Below are 17,690 nucleotides of genomic sequence, written 5' to 3'. Positions count from 1 at the left end.
AACAGATTTGAAAAAGCTTTGCTCAGATTCAAAGCGCTTTCCGATGGGTTTGAAAGGTTTTTGTGCCTGCTTTGGTGTGACCCCGAAACAAGCGCAAAAGTGCAGCTAAGGTAGTGTCCCCCATTGTTTTTGCCTGCATGAGAGCAAAGCCAAAACGGTTCGGCATAATGCCGGCAGAAGATGGCCTTCCTTTCATTTTATTTTTTTTCTGCCTGCCCCCTTCGGGACTTATTCCGCTTTCCCTTTTGGCCCGGGGTGGGGGACACTGATCCTTGGCTTTCTTTTTTTTCTTGTTTTTTCTTTGGGGTCAAACCATATGTTTTTTCTCTAAGAGCGGGCTGGAAAGAAAGAAAGTTAAAAATCATTTTTTCACTTTAATCTTTCAGTATCATGGAAATTGTAGCACGTATCACATCCGATGCACGCATTTCAAAAACCAAATCCGGTAAAGAGCTTGTCAGCTTCACGGTTGCCATCAACGATTATTACAAACCCAAAGACGGTGAGGGCGTCCAGCTGACCACCTTTTTACGCTGCGCCTACTGGGTAAGTACTGCCATCGCGGGGCGTTTGTTAAAAGGGGTGCTTGTGTAGCTCAGCGGCCGGCTTGGTGTAGAGGCCTTTATCAGCAAATCCGGTGTGCCTGTCGGGGTGATCACCTGCCGGGTTGACAGTATCAAACTGCACTCCAAACCAGGTGCTGGGATCGCTCAGGCCGCAGCAGTCGCCGCCGCTGATAACGACGATGATCTTCCTTTCTAATCAAACTTTCTTTCACATTTAAATTCTCAGAAATCATGAGCCACAACATTCATTTCAATCAAAGCACAGCCAAACACAGTTTTTTCTCAGTACAGCAAAAAGCCTGGCACGGGCTGGGGCAGATCTTAGAAGATCATCCCACCAGCAGCGAGGCCATCGTGCATGCCGGCCTTGATTACAAGGTTGAAAAAATGCCGCTTTATACCGGTGCTGACGCGCTGCGTATAGATATGGCCGGTAACGCCGCTGACAACGGGCTGATTAAAGTGCCGCATTATTTTGCAAGCGTGCGCACTGATAACGGAGCGCCGCTGGGTGTGGTAGGAAAAGACTACCAGATCGTGCAGAACAAGGATGCTTTCACCTTCTTCGATTCGATCGCCCAGTCCGAAGGCATACGCTATGAAACCGCCGGAGCGCTCGGCGCAGGAGAACGCATTTTTATCACTGCCAAAATGCCGGGAGAGATTCGCGTCGGAAAAGACGATCTGATCGAGCGCTACATTTTTCTGACCAATTCACATGACGGATCAGGTAGCATTACAGCCGCCTTTACCCCGGTTAGAATCTTTTGCCAGAATACGCTCAACGCTGCCATGAACAGTAAAACCTCCGTAGTCAGAATACGCCATACCTCCGGAGCTCAGCAGCGGCTTGCACAGGCGCATAGCATCATGGGCCTTGCCTCCCGAAGCAGTGAGCAATCAGAGGTCATCTTTAACCGCTGGGCAAAAGTGCGTATCTCAGATCCTGAGCTTAAAAAGCTGATCGCAATGGCGATGGCGCCCAATCAGGAGGTGCTCGGAAACCTTAAAGACGGAAGCGTTGAGCTTTTATCTTCTCAGTTTTTAAACACGGTCGAAGACGTCTACGAGTACGCGCTCTCAAGCCCCAGTCAGAACCTTGAAACCACAGCCGGCACCGTCTTCGGAGCCTACAATGCGGTGACAGGCTACTACCAGAATGTGCGAAGCTTTAAGACGGCAGAAGACAAGGTTAAATCTTTGTATCTGGGCGGAACTGCCCAGATACGCGGCCAGAGTGCTTTTAATCTCTGTGAGCACTTTGCCACCGGCGCCTTGTCGCTTAACTAAGTTTTCCGGGGGAAAGCCTGAGCACTTTTCCCCGGATTTCTTCACCGTTATTTTTCTTCATGATCATTTATGGTTCAAAATAGCCCCTGTGCGCTTTTTCGTGATCTGTCGGGCAGGTTTGTATTTTTTTTTCGGCTGGAAGCGCCATTTCAACATATCAGCTTAAAAAAATCGGCCACCGAAATGGGGGCATGATCGGTACCGCCGAAAGGGTGCAAAAACAGTAAACCCTTTTTTGCTCCCCTTTCGGCGGGAAGCATTTTTGACCGGGGTTTTCCTGCTGGAAATTCCCCGGGTTTAAATGACACTGACAAGGACTTCTGATTTTTCTGCCTGATATTTTTAACGTTTTGTCAGACGATTTCGAGTCCGAATGCTGTCAGCCGTTTTGCAGTGTTTTGAGTTTGCTGTGAAGCCCGGACAGCTCTGATTTTAAAAGCATGTCACTGATCATTTTTTCAAGCTCTTCCACGGTTTCAACTCCAAAATAATCGGTCACAGCAGCCGGACTGCCAGCCGGACCCTTCAGCTGACTTTCAACTGAGGCCGCCAGCAGCAGCAGCGCCTTGCGCGAGACGCGCATATCCAGCTTGACACTTTCTGCCATGCCCGGCGAGCATAGCAGCGTCTCATAGACCATCGCCATTTGCATTGTCTTTTCCATCTTAGCTTTCTGTTTTGAAATGGTTTTTATTGATCCAAAACTAGTCTGAGAAAATGTTTTTCACCCATTTAGAATCTGAAAGGGTAAAATAGTGCTGTCTGTAATTTATTACGTTGCTATGAAAAGCAATGCAGGATAGTAAGTTTTAGAGCCTGTCAGTTACCTCTTTTCTGTAAGAAGAAGTTTTATAGGCATTTGCGTACCACCTGATCTGGTCATTTTTATCAGACGTTCTTTTTCTTGCAGTTAGCAATGAAATCATACATGCAAGCTGTTGAGCCTGTTTAATAAGCACATCAAGCTCGTTTATAATCTGTTGGTTGGCATTCGTAGAACTAGGTCTTTTCGGCCTTTCAAAACGAAAATATCAAGGCGACCCAGCTGGATCTTCCAAACCTTTCAAGCGCTTTCACGGGCACTGTAAATCTTTTACCGAAGAATCCCGATGGTGCGCCAGCCAATGAGCTGGATGCAGGTGTTTACATGCTGATTATAGCAATTAGAAATTTTAACCTTCTCATGGGTAGTCGGTTGCAATATTTTTTGTATTTTGTGACCACATGTTTACTATCAGATCATTTAACGAAAACGTGATGATTCCACATGACGAGAAAAATAGCACCGGCTACGGATTTTTGTTCTCAAATCAAAAGTTTTACAGGCTGGCAAGACACCTGATTTTCTGGCTTATGTTTCTGGCTTTGAATGTGAGCGTTCAGTCTCCGTTTGACTATCAGTTCAAGGGCTCACCACTTCTTTTTTACTCAATGTGCATACCTGCCTATTACCTGGGCTGCTACCTGATAAAAATACTGGGTGAAAACTATTTTATGGGTCTTGTTCATTTGATTGTAGCCGCCTTGATTCTTCTTATTACATCCCATTTTTTTCTGCTGCTGATTTTTAAGCTGCAAAATCACTTCGCGTTTTTCTCTCAGTACGCTTCTGCAAATCCTGTTATGAAGGAGCTGTACCAGGGTGCTCCGCTGATGGGCCCCACAACGGTGTTATCCTACCTGATATATGATCTTTATTTTTTGAAAGCTCAGCTGCCCGCATTTGCTGTAAAGCTTGCCAAGTGGGTTTACAAAACTACTCAGGGCAAGGGTCCAAATAACTGAGCCCAGGCGGCTCTTTCAGAAAGATTCCACAGGCCGCCAAATGCTGGCCTTTTTCGTTTTGCCTGCTATGAAGACATCAGATTTTAGCAAGCCAGTAAGACCTGAATCTGAAAGCCATTTACAATGCTGGGGCAGTATTTAGACTATAGCCGGAAAATTCAGGAATGTGCATTTTTTTAAGCGGTCTTTTTAATCTGTAAAACACGTGGAAGAGAAGCGCTTTTAACAAGGTATGGCAAAGGTTATTCCTGTTTGATGTAATGCATGGGCCTGCCATCAGTAAGCCTGCGAAACGGCTTTAAATTTTACTGAATGGCGCCTTCATTTTATCTGCTTTTTAGAATGAGCTATACCGTCAGAGTTTCTAAGATGTACCTTTTGTGTCCTGGCCATTATTAAATGCGGGGAGCTATTTTTTTGGACAGGACCTATGGCTTTCACCCATTTAGAATCTGAAAGGGTCAAGGTTCTCAGCAGCCCTTCGCTTACATTTGTATGACTTCAAAGACGGGTTTCAGACTTCTGCAAATCACATTGGTTTTTCAGGGATACTACAACAGTTTGCTTTGAGGAGGGCTGAAACCACCTGCTTTGCCGTGGCTGGCCAGATGTACCAAAGTATCACATTTCTATTTTATCCGCTGCCGCGGTCAAACAGAAATCTGCCACTTCGGGATCTGGCCGCGCCGCGCAGGCCCCGCCGGGTAGGCCGCGCTGCGCAGGCCTCTCCGGCGGGGCCACCCTGGCCCTGGTCGGGAGGGCCTTGCCCGCCAAATCACTCGGAACTCGTGGGCGGAAGACTGATGAAATGAGAAATTGCTTTAAACGTGAAAAAGAAAGAGGAGATGAAACAGAAAAGCAAAAGAGAGAAATGGCTGCACGTGCGGCTAAACCAAAGCGAGTATGAAAAAATCCAGACGCAGTTTAAAGCAACAACGTGCCGGAAACTCAGCGATTTTACCAGAAGAAAATTACTTGGGCAGCTGCTCGTAGGGACTTTCAGAAACGCATCAATTGACAGTCTGACAGAGGAGCTTGCCCAGCTAAAAACAGAGCTTTCAGCAGCTGGAAATAACTTTAACCAGGCGGTTAAAAAGCTTCACACGCTCAGTAAGATTAAAGAGTTTGAACACTGGCTGATCAGCTATGAACTTGACCGCAGAGCACTTCTCAGACAGGTTGAAAAAGTTAGTGAACACATCAGTAAAGCCGCCGAAAAATGGTAGCGGTCATCCATGCATCCGGCTCGCTGCGCTCAGCGCTAAACTACAATGAGCGCAAGGTTAGGGAAGGTGCAGCCGACTTTCTTGATGCAGGTTATTACCTTCAAAACCCGCAGAAGCTCAACTTTCAAAACAAGCTTTCAAGGCTTGCTTCACGCAATGCTTTAAACCCGCGCGTAAAGGTTAACACACTGCACATTTCGCTTAATTTTGCACCCGATGAAAAGCTTTCCAGCCAGCAGCTCAAAGCCATTGCAGGCAGTTACCTGGCCAAAATCGGATTTGAAAAGCAGCCTTACCTGCTTTATGAGCACCGAGATAGTGGCCACCCCCATGTGCATCTGATCACGAGCAGTATCAGGGCTGATGGCAGTGCGATCCGGCTGCATAACCTGGGTAAAAACCAGTCGGAAAAGGCAAGAAAAGAACTCGAATCAGAGTTTGGACTCGTGCGTGCGCAGGATCAAAATCAGGGGGCCTACCAGCTTAAACCAGCCAATCTGACCGTAGCTGAATACGGTAAAAGCCAGACAAAAAAAGCAATCCGTGATGTGCTTCAGGGCGTGCTGCATCAGTATAAATTCTGCTCGCTTCCTGAGCTGAACGCGGTGCTCAGCCAGTACAATGTGACCGCCGAAAGAGGAACTGAGGGCTCGCGGATTTATAAAAAACAGGGTCTTGTCTACCGCCTGCTGGATCGAGACGGGCAGAAGATCGGAGTGCCTGTAAAAGCCAGTGATTTTCATTTTAAGCCGACGCTCAAGTCGCTCAACGGCCGGTTTGCAGCCAATGAACCCGAGCGGTTGAAGTACCGGCCGCGGCTAAAAAACCTGATCGATCTGACGCTTTTAAACCGTCGGCATTCATTGGAAAGTCTTTCGGAATCACTTAAAAAGCAGGGTGTACAAATGCTCGTTCGCAGAAGCGAGCAGGGCCTGGTGTATGGTCTGACCTATGTAGATCTTCGCACACAGTGCGTATTTAACGGCAGCGCGTTAGGCAAGGCATACAGCGCAAAAGCGATACTTGAACGGTGTACGGATTCGCCTTCCAAAACAAGAAATACAAAGGTTTTCGATCCGGATTTGCAGCAATCCTCTCACCCGAAAGCTGCTGGTCAGCGAAATTTTACGACCGGCAGTAAAGACCTTGAGCGGGTTCTTTCTCAGTCGCACCAGGGACAGGACAAATTGCTTTACGATTTGTTTTCTCCGGAATTCGGCAGTGAAAACGTGCCCTGGCAGCTTGCAAAGACCCGCAGGAAAAAGCGTAAAAAAGTAAATAGATAACATTTTAAAATAGACTTGCCATGCAAACTTCGGAAAACCAGCAGGCTCTGGGAAAAATCCTGGACATGAGCCGTATGATCGCGATAGCGATTCTGCTGCTTCATTTTTATTACCAGTGTTACACCGCCTTTGCCGGCTGGAAGCTGATGAGCGCTTTCAGCGACAGACTTTTGGACAATATCATAAGGACCGGGCTTTTCTCGAATTTTAATAAGCCCAAACTAATCTCGCTATGCTTTCTGACGATCTCGCTGATGGGTGTCAAAGGTAAAAAGAAAGAAGATCTTTCCCTGAAAACCGGCCTGATTTACATCGGTCTGGGACTGGCGATTTACTTTTTGAGCTACTTTATTTTGAAGACGAATCTTGATGTTAGCACGCTGGCTGCACTATATATTACGGCCGCCTCCCTGGGGTTTATTCTGATCATTTCAGGCGGCACATCGCTTTCACGGGTGATCGCTTTGAAGATCAACAGCCAGGATATTTTCAATCAGGAAAATGAAACGTTTCCGCAAGAGCAGCGGCTGTTGCAGAATGAATACTCGGTCAATCTGCCAGCCCGCTACCGGCTCAAAGACAAATACCACAGCAGCTGGATTAACATCATCAACCCTTTCCGGGCTACGCTTGTGGCTGGCTCGCCGGGCTCTGGTAAATCCTATTTTGTGATCCGACATTTTATTGACCAGCATATCGCCAAGGGTTTTTCGGCTTTTATTTATGATTTTAAATTCGATGATCTGTCCGTGATTGCCTATAACGCATGGTTAAAATGTAAATGTAGTTATAGGGTCGAGCCCCGGTTCTACGCCATCAACTTCGATGATCTCAGCCGCTCTCACCGCTGTAATCCTTTGGATGCTGCCAGTATGCTCGACATTACCGATGCGGCTGAATCGGCCCGCACGATCCTTTTGGGTTTGAACCGCGAATGGATAAAAAAACAGGGCGATTTTTTTGTGGAATCGCCCATAAACTTTTTGACAGCCGTGATCTGGTTTTTAAGAAAATACCAGGGTGGTTCTTTCTGCACACTGCCGCATGTCATTGAGCTCATGCAGCTGGATTATGACAGACTTTTTACGCTTCTCAGGTCTGAGAAAGAGATCGAGGTCTTAATTAATCCATTCATAACAGCTTATTTGAATGATGCCATGGAGCAGCTGGAGGGACAGATCGCATCTGCGAAAATAGCTTTGGCAAGACTGTCTTCCCCACAACTGTATTATGTTTTATCGGGCAGTGATTTTACCCTGGATATCAATAATCCTGATGCGCCCAAGATCGTATGCATGGGCAATAACCCGCAGAAAATTCAAGTATATGGCGCGGTGCTTTCTTTGTATGTGAACCGGCTTGTCAAGATTGTCAATAAAAAAGGAAAGCTTAAAAGCACGCTGATCTTTGATGAGTTCCCGACGATCTATCTTAGCGGTATTGATTCTCTGATCGCCACTGCACGGTCTAACAAGGTGGCCACCACGCTGGGTATTCAGGATTTTTCACAGCTTCGAAAAGATTACGGCAAGGAGCAGGCCGATGTGATTGCGAGCATTACCGGAAATATTATTTCGGGTCAGGTCACAGGAGACACGGCCAAGCAATTATCAGAGCGTTTTGGAAAGATTATGCAGGACCGTACCAGCTACTCGATCAACCGCACGGACACTTCCATCAGCCGCTCCAAACAGCTGGATATGGCAGTTCCTGCTTCGAAAATTGCAGGGCTCAGCTCAGGTGAATTCGTAGGTATGGTGGCGGATAATCCCGATGAGAAAATTGAGCTGAAAACCTTTCATGCTCAGATTATCAATGATCATAAGGCCATCGCAAGCCAGCAGGATGCATATTTGCCCCTCGCTGTCGTGCGAAAGCTGGATGAAGGCATGGTGGCTCGAAATTACCTGCAGATCCGGCAGGAAGCTGCCGATATTGCAGAAAGCGAAATCGAACGGATCTTTCACGATCCGTCGCTACGATATTTGATCATCCAAAAAAGCAATTAATAGCAAGGCTCTCAGTAGAATGACCAGACATACTATATTTCCCTCAGAATAGAAGCCGCGGCCTTCAGAAGCTCAGGACTAATCCTTTCAGTGATATTGGGGTTAATGTATTCGAATAATATTTTGCCTTTTTTATCTAGAATAAAAACAGAAGGCACAGGCAAGAGTTTATCCATATTTTTAAAGTCAGATGCTTCCGGAAGTATCTTGTCATAATTGGCAGGTGCTTTGAATGCTAGGCCAAACTGTTTGGATACACTCAAATCTGCATCGGATAATAGGTTGTAAGAAAGTTTTTGTTTATCCATCGTAGCAGCCAAATTTTTGGGACTATCTGTGCTTACGGCAATGACCTGATAACCCATTTGATGAAGGTCCTTTTCGATGAGCTGTATTCCGGATAACTGTTTAGAGCAGTAAGGGCACCACCCACCCCGGTAAAAGATGAGAATTGTCAGGCTTTTCGAAACCGCTTCATTCAGGCTAACGCTCTTCCCAGCCAAATTCAGTAGCTCAACAGCTGGAATCGTCTCGCCTGTAAGCAATGGGCTAATGTCCTGAGGGTTTTGCGGAATGCTGCCCACTTTTAAGTTCTTCGTACTGTCTTTGGTGCTGGCCTGGTCTATTTTTAGATTTGGAAAAACTACTACCGGCTTAGATGCCAGTGACTGCGCGGTTAGGAAAACGATAACGATAACAGATGCGCATGTAAGTGCGGTCTTGAAAATTGGGGATACTTTGAAGCAGTTCATAATTTTTGGATAAAACGATGGAAAAGTAACAGGTCAAAGGTAGGGCTAATTCGGCGGTCAGGAAATGACCAGAATTCCCGAATAATTGATGTTTTTGCCCAAACCGAAATTTTCAGCGAGGCTATTGTTGATCATGGACCGATAGAAAATGGTGTATCTGGTTTTGTCTCAACCTGGAAAAATAAACATAAATCACAGAGCCGGGCAGTATAGGCAAGTAATCGGGAAATACAGGCATTTATCCATATTTCCCGGCAGCATACATTTGTTTCATAAAATTTTACTAGGAAACAGGGTTGTTTCCTGCAAACGATGAGACAATTATGAAAAATCACGCACAGTTTCTTTACCGCACAGTTTTGGCTTTATCACCCTTTCTTTTTGGCGCATGTACCGACCACGAGCCAGATCCAATGGACCAGAAAACGACTATTACTATCGAAAATGTTTTGGATTCAAGGCCACTGGTTGAATCTGGCACATTTCAGGGAACAGGCACGCCACCGGTGATACTTCCAGGTCAATCAGCAACCATCAAATTTTCAGCTGCGAAGGGAGAGGCATTATCCTTTGTCACCATGTATGGCTGGTCTAACGATTTGTTTTTCGCGCCCGCCAATCCGGGGATCCTGGTGTATGATGGTGCAGGGATGCCTATAGAGGGAGATGTATCTTCGCAGATCAAGCTTTGGGACAACGGTACCCGGATCAACCAGATGCCCGGTTCATCTGTAAATCATCCGGGAACAGCTGATTCTAAAAATATCACGGAGGTTAAGGGTACTGATGCCCACGGAAATTCGTATCTGGCAGCTTCTGCACTAATGCAGGCAACTTTAAAGTACGATGGTAATTCTTACTTTACGCTGACTCTGAAAAACACGTCCGGCGGAACGGCCAATGAAACGCCTTTCAGCCCGGGTGTATGGTCGGTTTCCTACATCGTTGGAGGTAATTTGTTAAGCCCGTCACCATTATACTCAGAAGGGATGCCGACAGCCAACGGATTGACTTCCATTGCCGAAATGGGCGACAATGTCCCGTTGAGTACTTACATCAAAACAAAGACCGGTATTTTTACACCGCTTTCACCGATTCTGGTTGTGGTTTACAATGGGATTGACAACCCTATTTTCAAGGTTGGCGAAAGCGACAGGGGAGAAGGCCTGAAAAGACTGGCCCAGCAGGGGAATGCGACAGATCTGGCAGCCTTCCTGAAAACCAAACCAGGCGTTAAAGATGTGTATGTGCTGGCAGCGCCGTCAACCACGGTGCTTCTTCCGATAATCAACGGCGCACCCGGCAGCAGCGTTTCACAGGAACTTTCGATTGGTAGTGGGGACCGCCTGGCGATTGCAACCATGTACGGATTTTCAAATGACTGGTTTTTTACCAGTATGGACAATGGTGTGGATCCGTCCCAAAAGGGAGATATCTCATCGAGCATCAGGCTATATGATAATGGAACCGCCCTTGACCAGTTCCCGGGAGCCGGCATTACCCAGTTTAACTTAGCAGGGACTCCGTTAGCAGAAAGTAAACCGATCGCAGCAGTGCCGAACCCGAACCCATATACGACGCTTCCCGCTATCACTGACTTTATCAAGGTCACAATCAAGTAAATGATGTAAAACGATGGCCATGCATTTATCTTTGATATGGTAAATGCATGGTTTATGTTTTTTAACCGACAAAATTATGAAGTGGCAATTTGAAGACAAGATGACATATGGTCAGTTTCGGGTGAGCGCTGGTGAATGCTCGCTGAAAGGAGAGGGTCTTCTTAATGGAAGTAAGGAAATGCTATCTACTATTGTCTTAAATCCGGGGCCCGAGCAGCAGGTGGTGATTGATAAAATCACCCATACTTTTCCCTCGGGCTCGATACTTCCGCTGGTTTCAAACCAGCACTTCTTTTTCGATAATCCACAGCCCTTGATCGCCTGGCAATTTAACAGGAGTTTTTATTGTATCGCAGACCACGATGCCGAAGTGGGATGCGTCGGTTTCTTGTTCTACGGTATACAAAACCCTCTTTTTATTCCCTTGTCAGAACAGGAAATGGAAGGGATTGCCATTATCCAAACCATGTGTGTAGAAGATATGTCAATCAAAGACAAAATGCAGGGAGAGATGCTTCGCACACTTTTGAAGCGGCTGATCATCAAAATCACGCGGATCGCCAAAAGGCAAACAGAAAACTACGATTGTTTCACAGAAGAAAAAATGGATGTGATCCGAAAGTTTAATCTGCTCTTGGAAGCCAATTACCGCTCACAGCACGAGGTGCAGTTTTATGCCCAGGCCATGAACAAATCTCCCAAAACACTTACCAACATTTTCGGGTTGTGCAATTATCCTTCTCCTTCCAAGCTCATCCAGAGACGCATTATCACTGAGGCCAAGCGCTATCTATACTTTACCAATAAATCAGCAAAGGAGATTGCCTGTGATCTGGGGTTTACCAGTATGGCCCATTTCAGCCGGTTCTTTAAGCTCAATGCAGGAATTAATTTTTCTGAATTCCGCGTAAAGCAGTCGACTACAACTGTGGAATTAGGCATGTAGTTTTCCATCTTAATGAGATAGTAGTTCTGGGAGGTGAAAATATGTAAACGGTTGTTAAACGACAGAATGTGTCAGCAGCCATTTTGTAATACTTCAATTTAATTGCAGTTCTGGTTCCAGAAGCCTTGTCACCTTTGTAAAGCCGATCACTTCATCTCCTTGGTTATGGATGGCGGTGATCAGAATGCTTCCCCAAAACCTGGAGCCATCTTTCCTTATCCGCCAGCCTTGACTTTTGGCAGCGCCGTTTGCTGTCGCCTGCTGAATCAGCCGCGCAGGGAGATCGTGTGCCAGGTCTTCCGGCGTATAAAATACACTGAAATTCTTGCCGATAATTTCGCTAGCCTGATAACCTTTTAAGGTTTGGGCCCCTTTGTTCCAATTTTCTATATTGCCTTCTCTATCTAAAAGCAAAATGGCATAATCCTCTATTTCATTGACCATTTTATTGAAACGGATAACTTTGATATCCTTTTCTGCCAGTGTCTCTATAACTATCTCATGAATGCGTTTATCCAACAAGTCAGTTGCCTGCCCAAGCATTTGGATCCACTCATCGTCCACCTGTTGGTAGCCCTGACGTACAAGGTTTACAAGTCCCATAATCGATGTCAAGGGCTGGCGAATCAAATGAGACTGGATAAATGCAATTTTTACCAATGAGTCATTTTTGACCTGTATCTCCTCCATCTTCTTCACAAGTAGTTTTTGGTTAAGTTCAAGTTCCATTAGATAAACAACTTGTCTGGCCAAAACCGTCAAGGCATTTTTTTGAGTTTCATCCAACTCATTGGGTTTTATATCAAATAAACACAGTGTACCCACGTTTTGACCACTGCTAAGGGTCAAAGGTGCACCTGCATAAAAGCGAACCTTTGGGTCTTTACTTACCAGTTCATTGCTGTTGAACTTGCGTCCTGACTTGCATCGCAGACGATCATTAGACTATCTTGCTGTACGGCATGCTGACAAAACGATGTCTTGCTAGGCATGGCCTCAATATTTATTCCTGACCTTACTTTCATCCAATTTTTGGTTTTATCCAACAACGTAATCAGCGCAACTGGTTTATCACAAAGTTTAGATGCCAAATCCACAATATCCTGAAACTCCCCTTTTTTGTCAAAATCCAACGCTAAAAGCGAGCGTACTGCTTTCAATCTCTTAATTATTCCGCACTGCCAACAACAAGTTAGTAAACTATCGTAAAACTATTTTTACTAAGATAGGAAATTCATGTAGCATAAAACGAATTTTCTTTCAAGACCAGCCACAGTCCAATTTGAAGTGCTAGTCATGGCGAATAAAGGGATATGTAAATTTAAATGATAGGTTGTGCTCTGCGGTAAACGAAGGATTGGATAAACCGAAAGAAGTGTTGGCGATGATAAACGGCAGTATAGTTTGCATTGCCAAAGTTTGAGTCCATATCCGGAAGGTCGACAGCCTCTATCCGGCAAACTATCCAAAAAAACCAGTACATACATTTCAGTAATGGTTTTTGCCATACCCGGTTCCAATCTTGCTGAACCTTGAAATCAGCGAATAACCAGGATACATTCGAGTGCAGCAAATCATTGAGACGTCTGAAAATTAACTCACACTTAAATTCAGAGAAATTGTCAAAAACAAACGCAGTAATGATGAAGTCATATTTTTGATTGGAAATATAATTTTCCACCGCCATGTGTAGAAACTCAACCTGATTTTGTTTGAAATCTCTTTTTTTTGCCAAACCAATCATTTTAGACGAGATGTCCACGTAAATAATATTGAGACCGGTCGGGTGAATTTTGGTAATTTCTTCCAGTATTGCACCGGTTCCACCACCAACTATGAGTATTTCCGCGGGAGAGGTCACAAAAGTTGCGAGTGTTTTTTGAGAATTTATTATAGATTTTTGAAAAATCAAACGGCTGATCAAATCGTAACTCCCAGCAATGTAGTCATAATTGTTAATCGCCATTTTGCCCTGGTTAGATTAAAAAAATTAATTTTCGAAAGGTATTTAACCCAAATTGGCTGTAATAAAAATTTTAATGAACATTCAAATTTTTGCATGGCAGGTATCTTATTTAGGAGCCAGAAAACTAATAATTACGCACTAAATAATAAGCCGGACCCCTCCAAGATCTGAAACCCGGTGTGCGAATCGGTCGCTTGGCGAGCTGATAAACATAAAATTGATTGGTATGTTCCATTCCTTACTTAAATTTTCGATAAGCTTTGGCCCGAATGTTCCATGAATTTTAATGTACTCTATTTTAATTTCAGGATAAGCTCTGTCCAGGACGTCCAAATCCCTCAGGAACTCTTCCGGTACGACTCCTCCTTCTTTTAAAACAGTGACAATTTTGAGTTTTTTAGTGATCTCATTTTCCTGTACGTAAATCATAACCTTGTTTAGGATCGAAATGTCATCTCCTTTGGTAAAATAAACGAATTCCTGTTCGGTCAGTCTTTTTAACGCTCGGGTAAGGTGCAGTTTACTCAATGCTGCTACGCGTTTGACGGAAGTGAAAAAACTGTCAACGACAATGAGCATATACTGTAAAAGTTCATTTCTGTTGAGAAGAAGTGAAATGACAAGAATAGAAGGTAAAAAATACTGGAGAAATACGATCAGATACTCTGCATGCATTTTTATGTTACCATAAAGTGCTACCATAACCGCAGCGACAGCCAAAACAACCGTAAGAATCGATGCGCGCTCCGGTCGCGGCAGTCTGCTTCTTTTTATTTTCAACAGGAAGTTTCCGAAACCGAAATAAATCATGACGAGCAGAAACGATATGGTATAAACACCAGCTAACGGACCGAGCTGCCCGTTCGTGATAAAAAGGACGGAAAGACAAAGCAGGTAAAAGAGAATCAATATCCTGGGCGAGCTGCCCTTAGAGTTTTCCTTTAAAAGAAACTGAGGCAGAATCCTGTCAAGAGTCATACGTTTGATCAATCCATTTACGCCGACATAGGAGGTTAGTAGTGCCCCGCTCAGAACAAGAACAGCGTCGACCGAAATGAATGTTCTTAGCCATGGTCCGGCAGTAATGTTGCCAAGGTGTGATAGCAAGGCCTCTTGATTTACAGCAACTTCTGGCAGAGGGAGTACAGACACAGCCGCCAGGGCCATCAAAGGATTGATAATGGAAACGGCAACCCACATATTCCGAAGCGTTTTTCTGAAAACACCATGGTGCTGTTCTTCGACGAAATTGGCCGAACTTTCAAAGCCTGATATGCCCAGCATCGCCGTGCTGAAACCTAAAAATAGGGCGGTCCCGAAACTTCCATGAGCAGGCATTTCAAAATTCATTTTAGCAACATCCAGGCCATTAACATTTACGTACCAGATTGCACTGATGATAAGTGTGAACATGGCAACAATATGCAGTATGAAAATAACAATTGCTACAATGGAAGACTCACTGATACCCGACATGACCAGAAAAAGAAAGGCGGTTATAAGCGCTCCCGTTGCCAGCATTACCGGCAGGGAAGGTAGTATGCCATGCAGATAGTGCATCGCCTCGCTGGCAGAAATGACGGCAGTCGCCATGTAAGATAGGATGGTCAGACAGGCAGCGATGGACGCGTTACTTTTGCTGGTGGTATTTAAAAGCACGTTATAAGCTCCGCCATTTAAGGGCAATGCACCAACGACTTCTCCATAAATTTTCCTGAATAAAAAAAGGACAATTGCAACGATCAGTAATGCCAGCCATGCGTGTTGCCCCGCATAGATGATGGTGAGTGAGGAAACGTACAAGCAAGAGGAAGTGATGTCGTTTCCACAAATCGCCGTTGCTGCCAGTTCATTTAGTTTTTTGTGATGATTCATAAAATTTGCTCTTGCTTTAACTTAATGTCAAAGCTATGCCAAAAGTATCTCGCACACTAACTATTATTGAAATCAACATATACAATTTTCAAAGATTATTCTATAAAGGAAGATTTAATGAAATTAAGGAAATGAAAAACCTCGCTCTGGTTTTTGATATGATTTCGTGCAGCAGAAAGATCTTCCCCGATCTTGATGGTAAAAGAAGTGTCAGGAAGAGCCTCGAACATATCTTCATCCGTGGTGTCGTCTCCCATGGCCAGTATAAAATCATAATCACCGCTATCAACGAAGCTCTTTGCTGCCGTTCCTTTATTAAAGGCTGTTTTCTTTACTTCTACAACTTTGTTTCCGTCAATTACCTGTAGATTAAGTTCTGGTTGAATATAGTTCTTAAGTTGCCACAGTAATTCTCGAGCCCTGCGATCTGCATAATCTGCGTCATCAGCAACACGGTAGTGCCAGGCAAGAGAGGTTTCCTTCTCTTCCACAAAAGCGCCCGGACAGCGTTTGGCATAAAGTTCAAGAATAGGTTTGATCGTTTCCTTCCAGTTTTCTTCATAATTTTCATTGAGCGTCCAGTTTTCTTCTCCCTTTGTTTTAATCAAAGCGCCGTGTTCGGCAATGATGTGAACGGGAAGGTCCCCGAAATTTTTTTCGAGAAATTGGCGGTCCCGTCCACTTATGATGACAACAGTGTTATGCTTGGCTATATCAAGGACAAGGTTTTTAACCTCATGTGAAAGTATAGCTTTGGCCGGATCCGGAACAATGGGTGCCAGCGTTCCGTCATAGTCGAAAAACAAGATCCTCTTGTTGCTTTTTTCATAAGCGACTCTTACCGCATCTATGCCCTTGGTTGTTAAAAAAACCTGTTTTAATCTTTCGTGTTCTAATTCTAGCATATTCATTTGTGTAAAAAAGTCGTTTGTCCATGCAAAAACGTCGTACGCTTTAATACGCTCACGCATGGCTTTCATTCTCTTTATTTGTTCTTCTTGTGGCATTTGAAAAGCGGTCAGGATTGCGTCTGAAATGTCCTGAACATCCAATGGGTTAATGATCAGAGCCTCGCCAAGCTCAGCTGCCGCCCCCGCCATTTCACTTAATATCAACACGCCATTCGAGTCCTTCCGGCTTGCTACATATTCTTTCGCTACCAGATTCATGCCATCTCGGATAGGGGTGATCAGGGCAACATCACTCGTGGTATACATACCGACCAGTTCGGTATAAGACATGGACCTGTACTGATATATAACAGGTTGCCAGCTGATGTTGCCGTAGTAAGAATTGATCCAGCCGACGGTTTGATCGATTTCCATTTTCATGTTTTGGTATTGTTCAATCATGTCGCGGGAAGGAACTACAACCATCACCAGAGACACCCTGCCATGCCACTCCTGATGCTGATCAAGGAAGCGCGTGAACCCGGATAACCTGTGTCGTATGCCTTTGGAATAATCAAGCCGGTCTACGGAAAATATAATTTTCTCAGCAAGGGAATTTCGGGCATTAATACGGGCCTGAGCAACGCCAGGATGATCAAAAGCAGAATTAAACTTTTCAAAGTCGATACTTATTGGGAAGGAATCTACTTTAATAATTCTGCTGCCCATATTAATATAATGGAGTCTGTTTCCAAAGCCGGACACCAGTTTGGCTGCTTTAAGGAAGTACTCGACATAATCGTTGGTATGGAATCCGACCACATCGGCGCCCAAAATTCCATCTATTAGTGCTTTGCGCCATTTTACGGGCAAAAGCCTAAACAGCTCATAAGAAGGAAATGGTATATGAAAAAAGAATCCGATCTGATTATCCGGATATTTGGCCCTGATCATTTCAGGCAATAGCATAAGTTGATAATCCTGTACCCAAACCACGTCTCCCGGACGGATTACCTGAGCGAGTTTGTCAAAGAAAATCCTGTTTGCCGTTTCGTATGCATAATAGTAGGCGTCGTCAAACCGGGCAAGGGACGGGAAATAATGACAGAGTGGCCAAATCAGGTTATTGCAAAAGCCTTCATAATAGTTCTCATTAATTTCATCAGGTATAAAGACGGGGTGAGCCTGGAAAGACTCATTTGCCAGGCTTTGTCCTTCCAGTTCTTCCCTTGAATTATCAGAAAATCCGATCCACTGGATTTTTTCATCTTCGTCAAAGAATGATTCTTTTTGCTTGCCGACCAGTGAAAGTACTGCTGACACCAAACCTCCGGAATTTTGCCTTAATTCAGATTGTCCATTTTCATTGACAATCTTAAATGGTAATCGATAGGCGACGATGATTAATCTTCTTTTACTATTCTTTGTATGTTCTTCAATCATGATTTTTTGTGTTTTAAGGATAATTACTGCAATC

The 17,690-nt window shown here is 44.6% G+C and carries 16 protein-coding genes; 9 read left to right on the top strand and 7 right to left on the bottom strand.

Annotated elements, in window-relative coordinates; all coding sequences use genetic code 11:
- The first annotated feature begins 390 nt into the window (after positions 1–390).
- Positions 391–594: a single-stranded DNA-binding protein gene (locus E0F88_RS00360; protein WP_131955572.1), complete on the top strand. Its 204-nt coding sequence runs from the start codon at positions 391–393 to the stop codon at positions 592–594.
- A 203-nt stretch (positions 595–797) separates the two neighbouring features.
- On the top strand, positions 798–1,856 hold the full coding sequence (locus E0F88_RS00355) for a DUF932 domain-containing protein (protein WP_131955570.1): 1,059 nt from the start codon (positions 798–800) through the stop codon (positions 1,854–1,856).
- A 379-nt stretch (positions 1,857–2,235) separates the two neighbouring features.
- Here the strand turns inward: E0F88_RS00355 and E0F88_RS00350 are convergent, their stop codons facing one another.
- A complete protein-coding gene (locus E0F88_RS00350) occupies positions 2,236–2,520 on the bottom strand; it encodes a hypothetical protein (protein ID WP_131955568.1) in 285 nt (94 codons plus the stop codon).
- Between the two features lie 560 nt (positions 2,521–3,080).
- On the opposite strand from E0F88_RS00350, the gene E0F88_RS00345 reads away from it, so the two are divergent.
- From E0F88_RS00345 to mobC, 5 genes are all read left to right on the top strand, one after another.
- Positions 3,081–3,641, top strand: coding sequence for a hypothetical protein (locus tag E0F88_RS00345; RefSeq protein ID WP_131955566.1), 561 nt, complete (start codon positions 3,081–3,083; stop codon positions 3,639–3,641).
- 491 nt (positions 3,642–4,132) lie between these two features.
- Entirely contained in the window at positions 4,133–4,453 is a 321-nt protein-coding gene (locus tag E0F88_RS00340) for a hypothetical protein (protein ID WP_131955564.1), read from the top strand.
- Positions 4,454–4,468: 15 nt separating this feature from the next.
- The gene (locus E0F88_RS00335; RefSeq protein WP_220466190.1) at positions 4,469–4,867 is read left to right on the top strand and encodes a plasmid mobilization protein; all 399 of its coding nucleotides are present in this window, start codon (positions 4,469–4,471) and stop codon (positions 4,865–4,867) included.
- Positions 4,861–6,153: a relaxase/mobilization nuclease domain-containing protein gene (locus E0F88_RS00330; RefSeq protein WP_131955562.1), complete on the top strand. Its 1,293-nt coding sequence runs from the start codon at positions 4,861–4,863 to the stop codon at positions 6,151–6,153. Before E0F88_RS00335 ends, E0F88_RS00330 begins: the two co-directional genes overlap by 7 nt.
- Positions 6,154–6,173: 20 nt before the next feature.
- Positions 6,174–8,162: a conjugal transfer protein MobC gene (gene mobC / locus E0F88_RS00325; protein ID WP_131955560.1), complete on the top strand. Its 1,989-nt coding sequence runs from the start codon at positions 6,174–6,176 to the stop codon at positions 8,160–8,162.
- A 32-nt stretch (positions 8,163–8,194) separates the two neighbouring features.
- Here mobC and E0F88_RS00320 read toward each other — a convergent pair whose 3' ends face one another.
- Positions 8,195–8,914 (bottom strand): peroxiredoxin family protein, encoded by a 720-nt coding sequence (locus E0F88_RS00320; RefSeq protein WP_131955558.1) that lies wholly within the window; start codon positions 8,912–8,914, stop codon positions 8,195–8,197.
- 323 nt (positions 8,915–9,237) lie between these two features.
- Here E0F88_RS00320 and E0F88_RS00315 point away from each other — a divergent pair, with 323 nt between their 5' ends.
- A complete protein-coding gene (locus E0F88_RS00315) occupies positions 9,238–10,536 on the top strand; it encodes a spondin domain-containing protein (RefSeq protein ID WP_131955556.1) in 1,299 nt (432 codons plus the stop codon).
- Positions 10,537–10,612: 76 nt separating this feature from the next.
- Positions 10,613–11,482, top strand: a complete 870-nt coding sequence (locus E0F88_RS00310) for a helix-turn-helix domain-containing protein (RefSeq protein ID WP_131955554.1) — start codon at positions 10,613–10,615, stop codon at positions 11,480–11,482.
- Between the two features lie 93 nt (positions 11,483–11,575).
- On the opposite strand, the gene E0F88_RS33980 is transcribed toward E0F88_RS00310, so the two are convergent.
- The 5 genes from E0F88_RS33980 to E0F88_RS00285 all read right to left on the bottom strand — a co-directional run bounded on the left by E0F88_RS33980 (position 11,576) and on the right by E0F88_RS00285 (position 17,656).
- A complete protein-coding gene (locus E0F88_RS33980; RefSeq protein ID WP_220466188.1) occupies positions 11,576–12,268 on the bottom strand; it encodes a PAS domain-containing protein in 693 nt (230 codons plus the stop codon).
- Positions 12,269–12,369: 101 nt separating this feature from the next.
- Positions 12,370–12,642 (bottom strand): hypothetical protein, encoded by a 273-nt coding sequence (locus tag E0F88_RS00300; RefSeq protein WP_131955552.1) that lies wholly within the window; start codon positions 12,640–12,642, stop codon positions 12,370–12,372.
- Positions 12,643–12,803: 161 nt separating this feature from the next.
- On the bottom strand, positions 12,804–13,448 hold the full coding sequence (locus tag E0F88_RS00295; RefSeq protein ID WP_131955550.1) for a class I SAM-dependent methyltransferase: 645 nt from the start codon (positions 13,446–13,448) through the stop codon (positions 12,804–12,806).
- Between the two features lie 138 nt (positions 13,449–13,586).
- Entirely contained in the window at positions 13,587–15,323 is a 1,737-nt protein-coding gene (locus E0F88_RS00290; RefSeq protein WP_131955548.1) for an APC family permease, read from the bottom strand.
- Positions 15,324–15,418: 95 nt separating this feature from the next.
- A complete protein-coding gene (locus E0F88_RS00285; RefSeq protein WP_131955546.1) occupies positions 15,419–17,656 on the bottom strand; it encodes a bifunctional alpha,alpha-trehalose-phosphate synthase (UDP-forming)/trehalose-phosphatase in 2,238 nt (745 codons plus the stop codon).
- Positions 17,657–17,690: the final 34 nt, after the last annotated feature.

Origin of the sequence: Dyadobacter psychrotolerans (assembly GCF_004349265.1) — a bacterium.
GTDB lineage: Bacteria > Bacteroidota > Bacteroidia > Cytophagales > Spirosomataceae > Dyadobacter > Dyadobacter psychrotolerans.
Note: the sequence above shows the minus strand (reverse complement) of the source record. Positions and strands in the feature narration are given on the sequence as shown.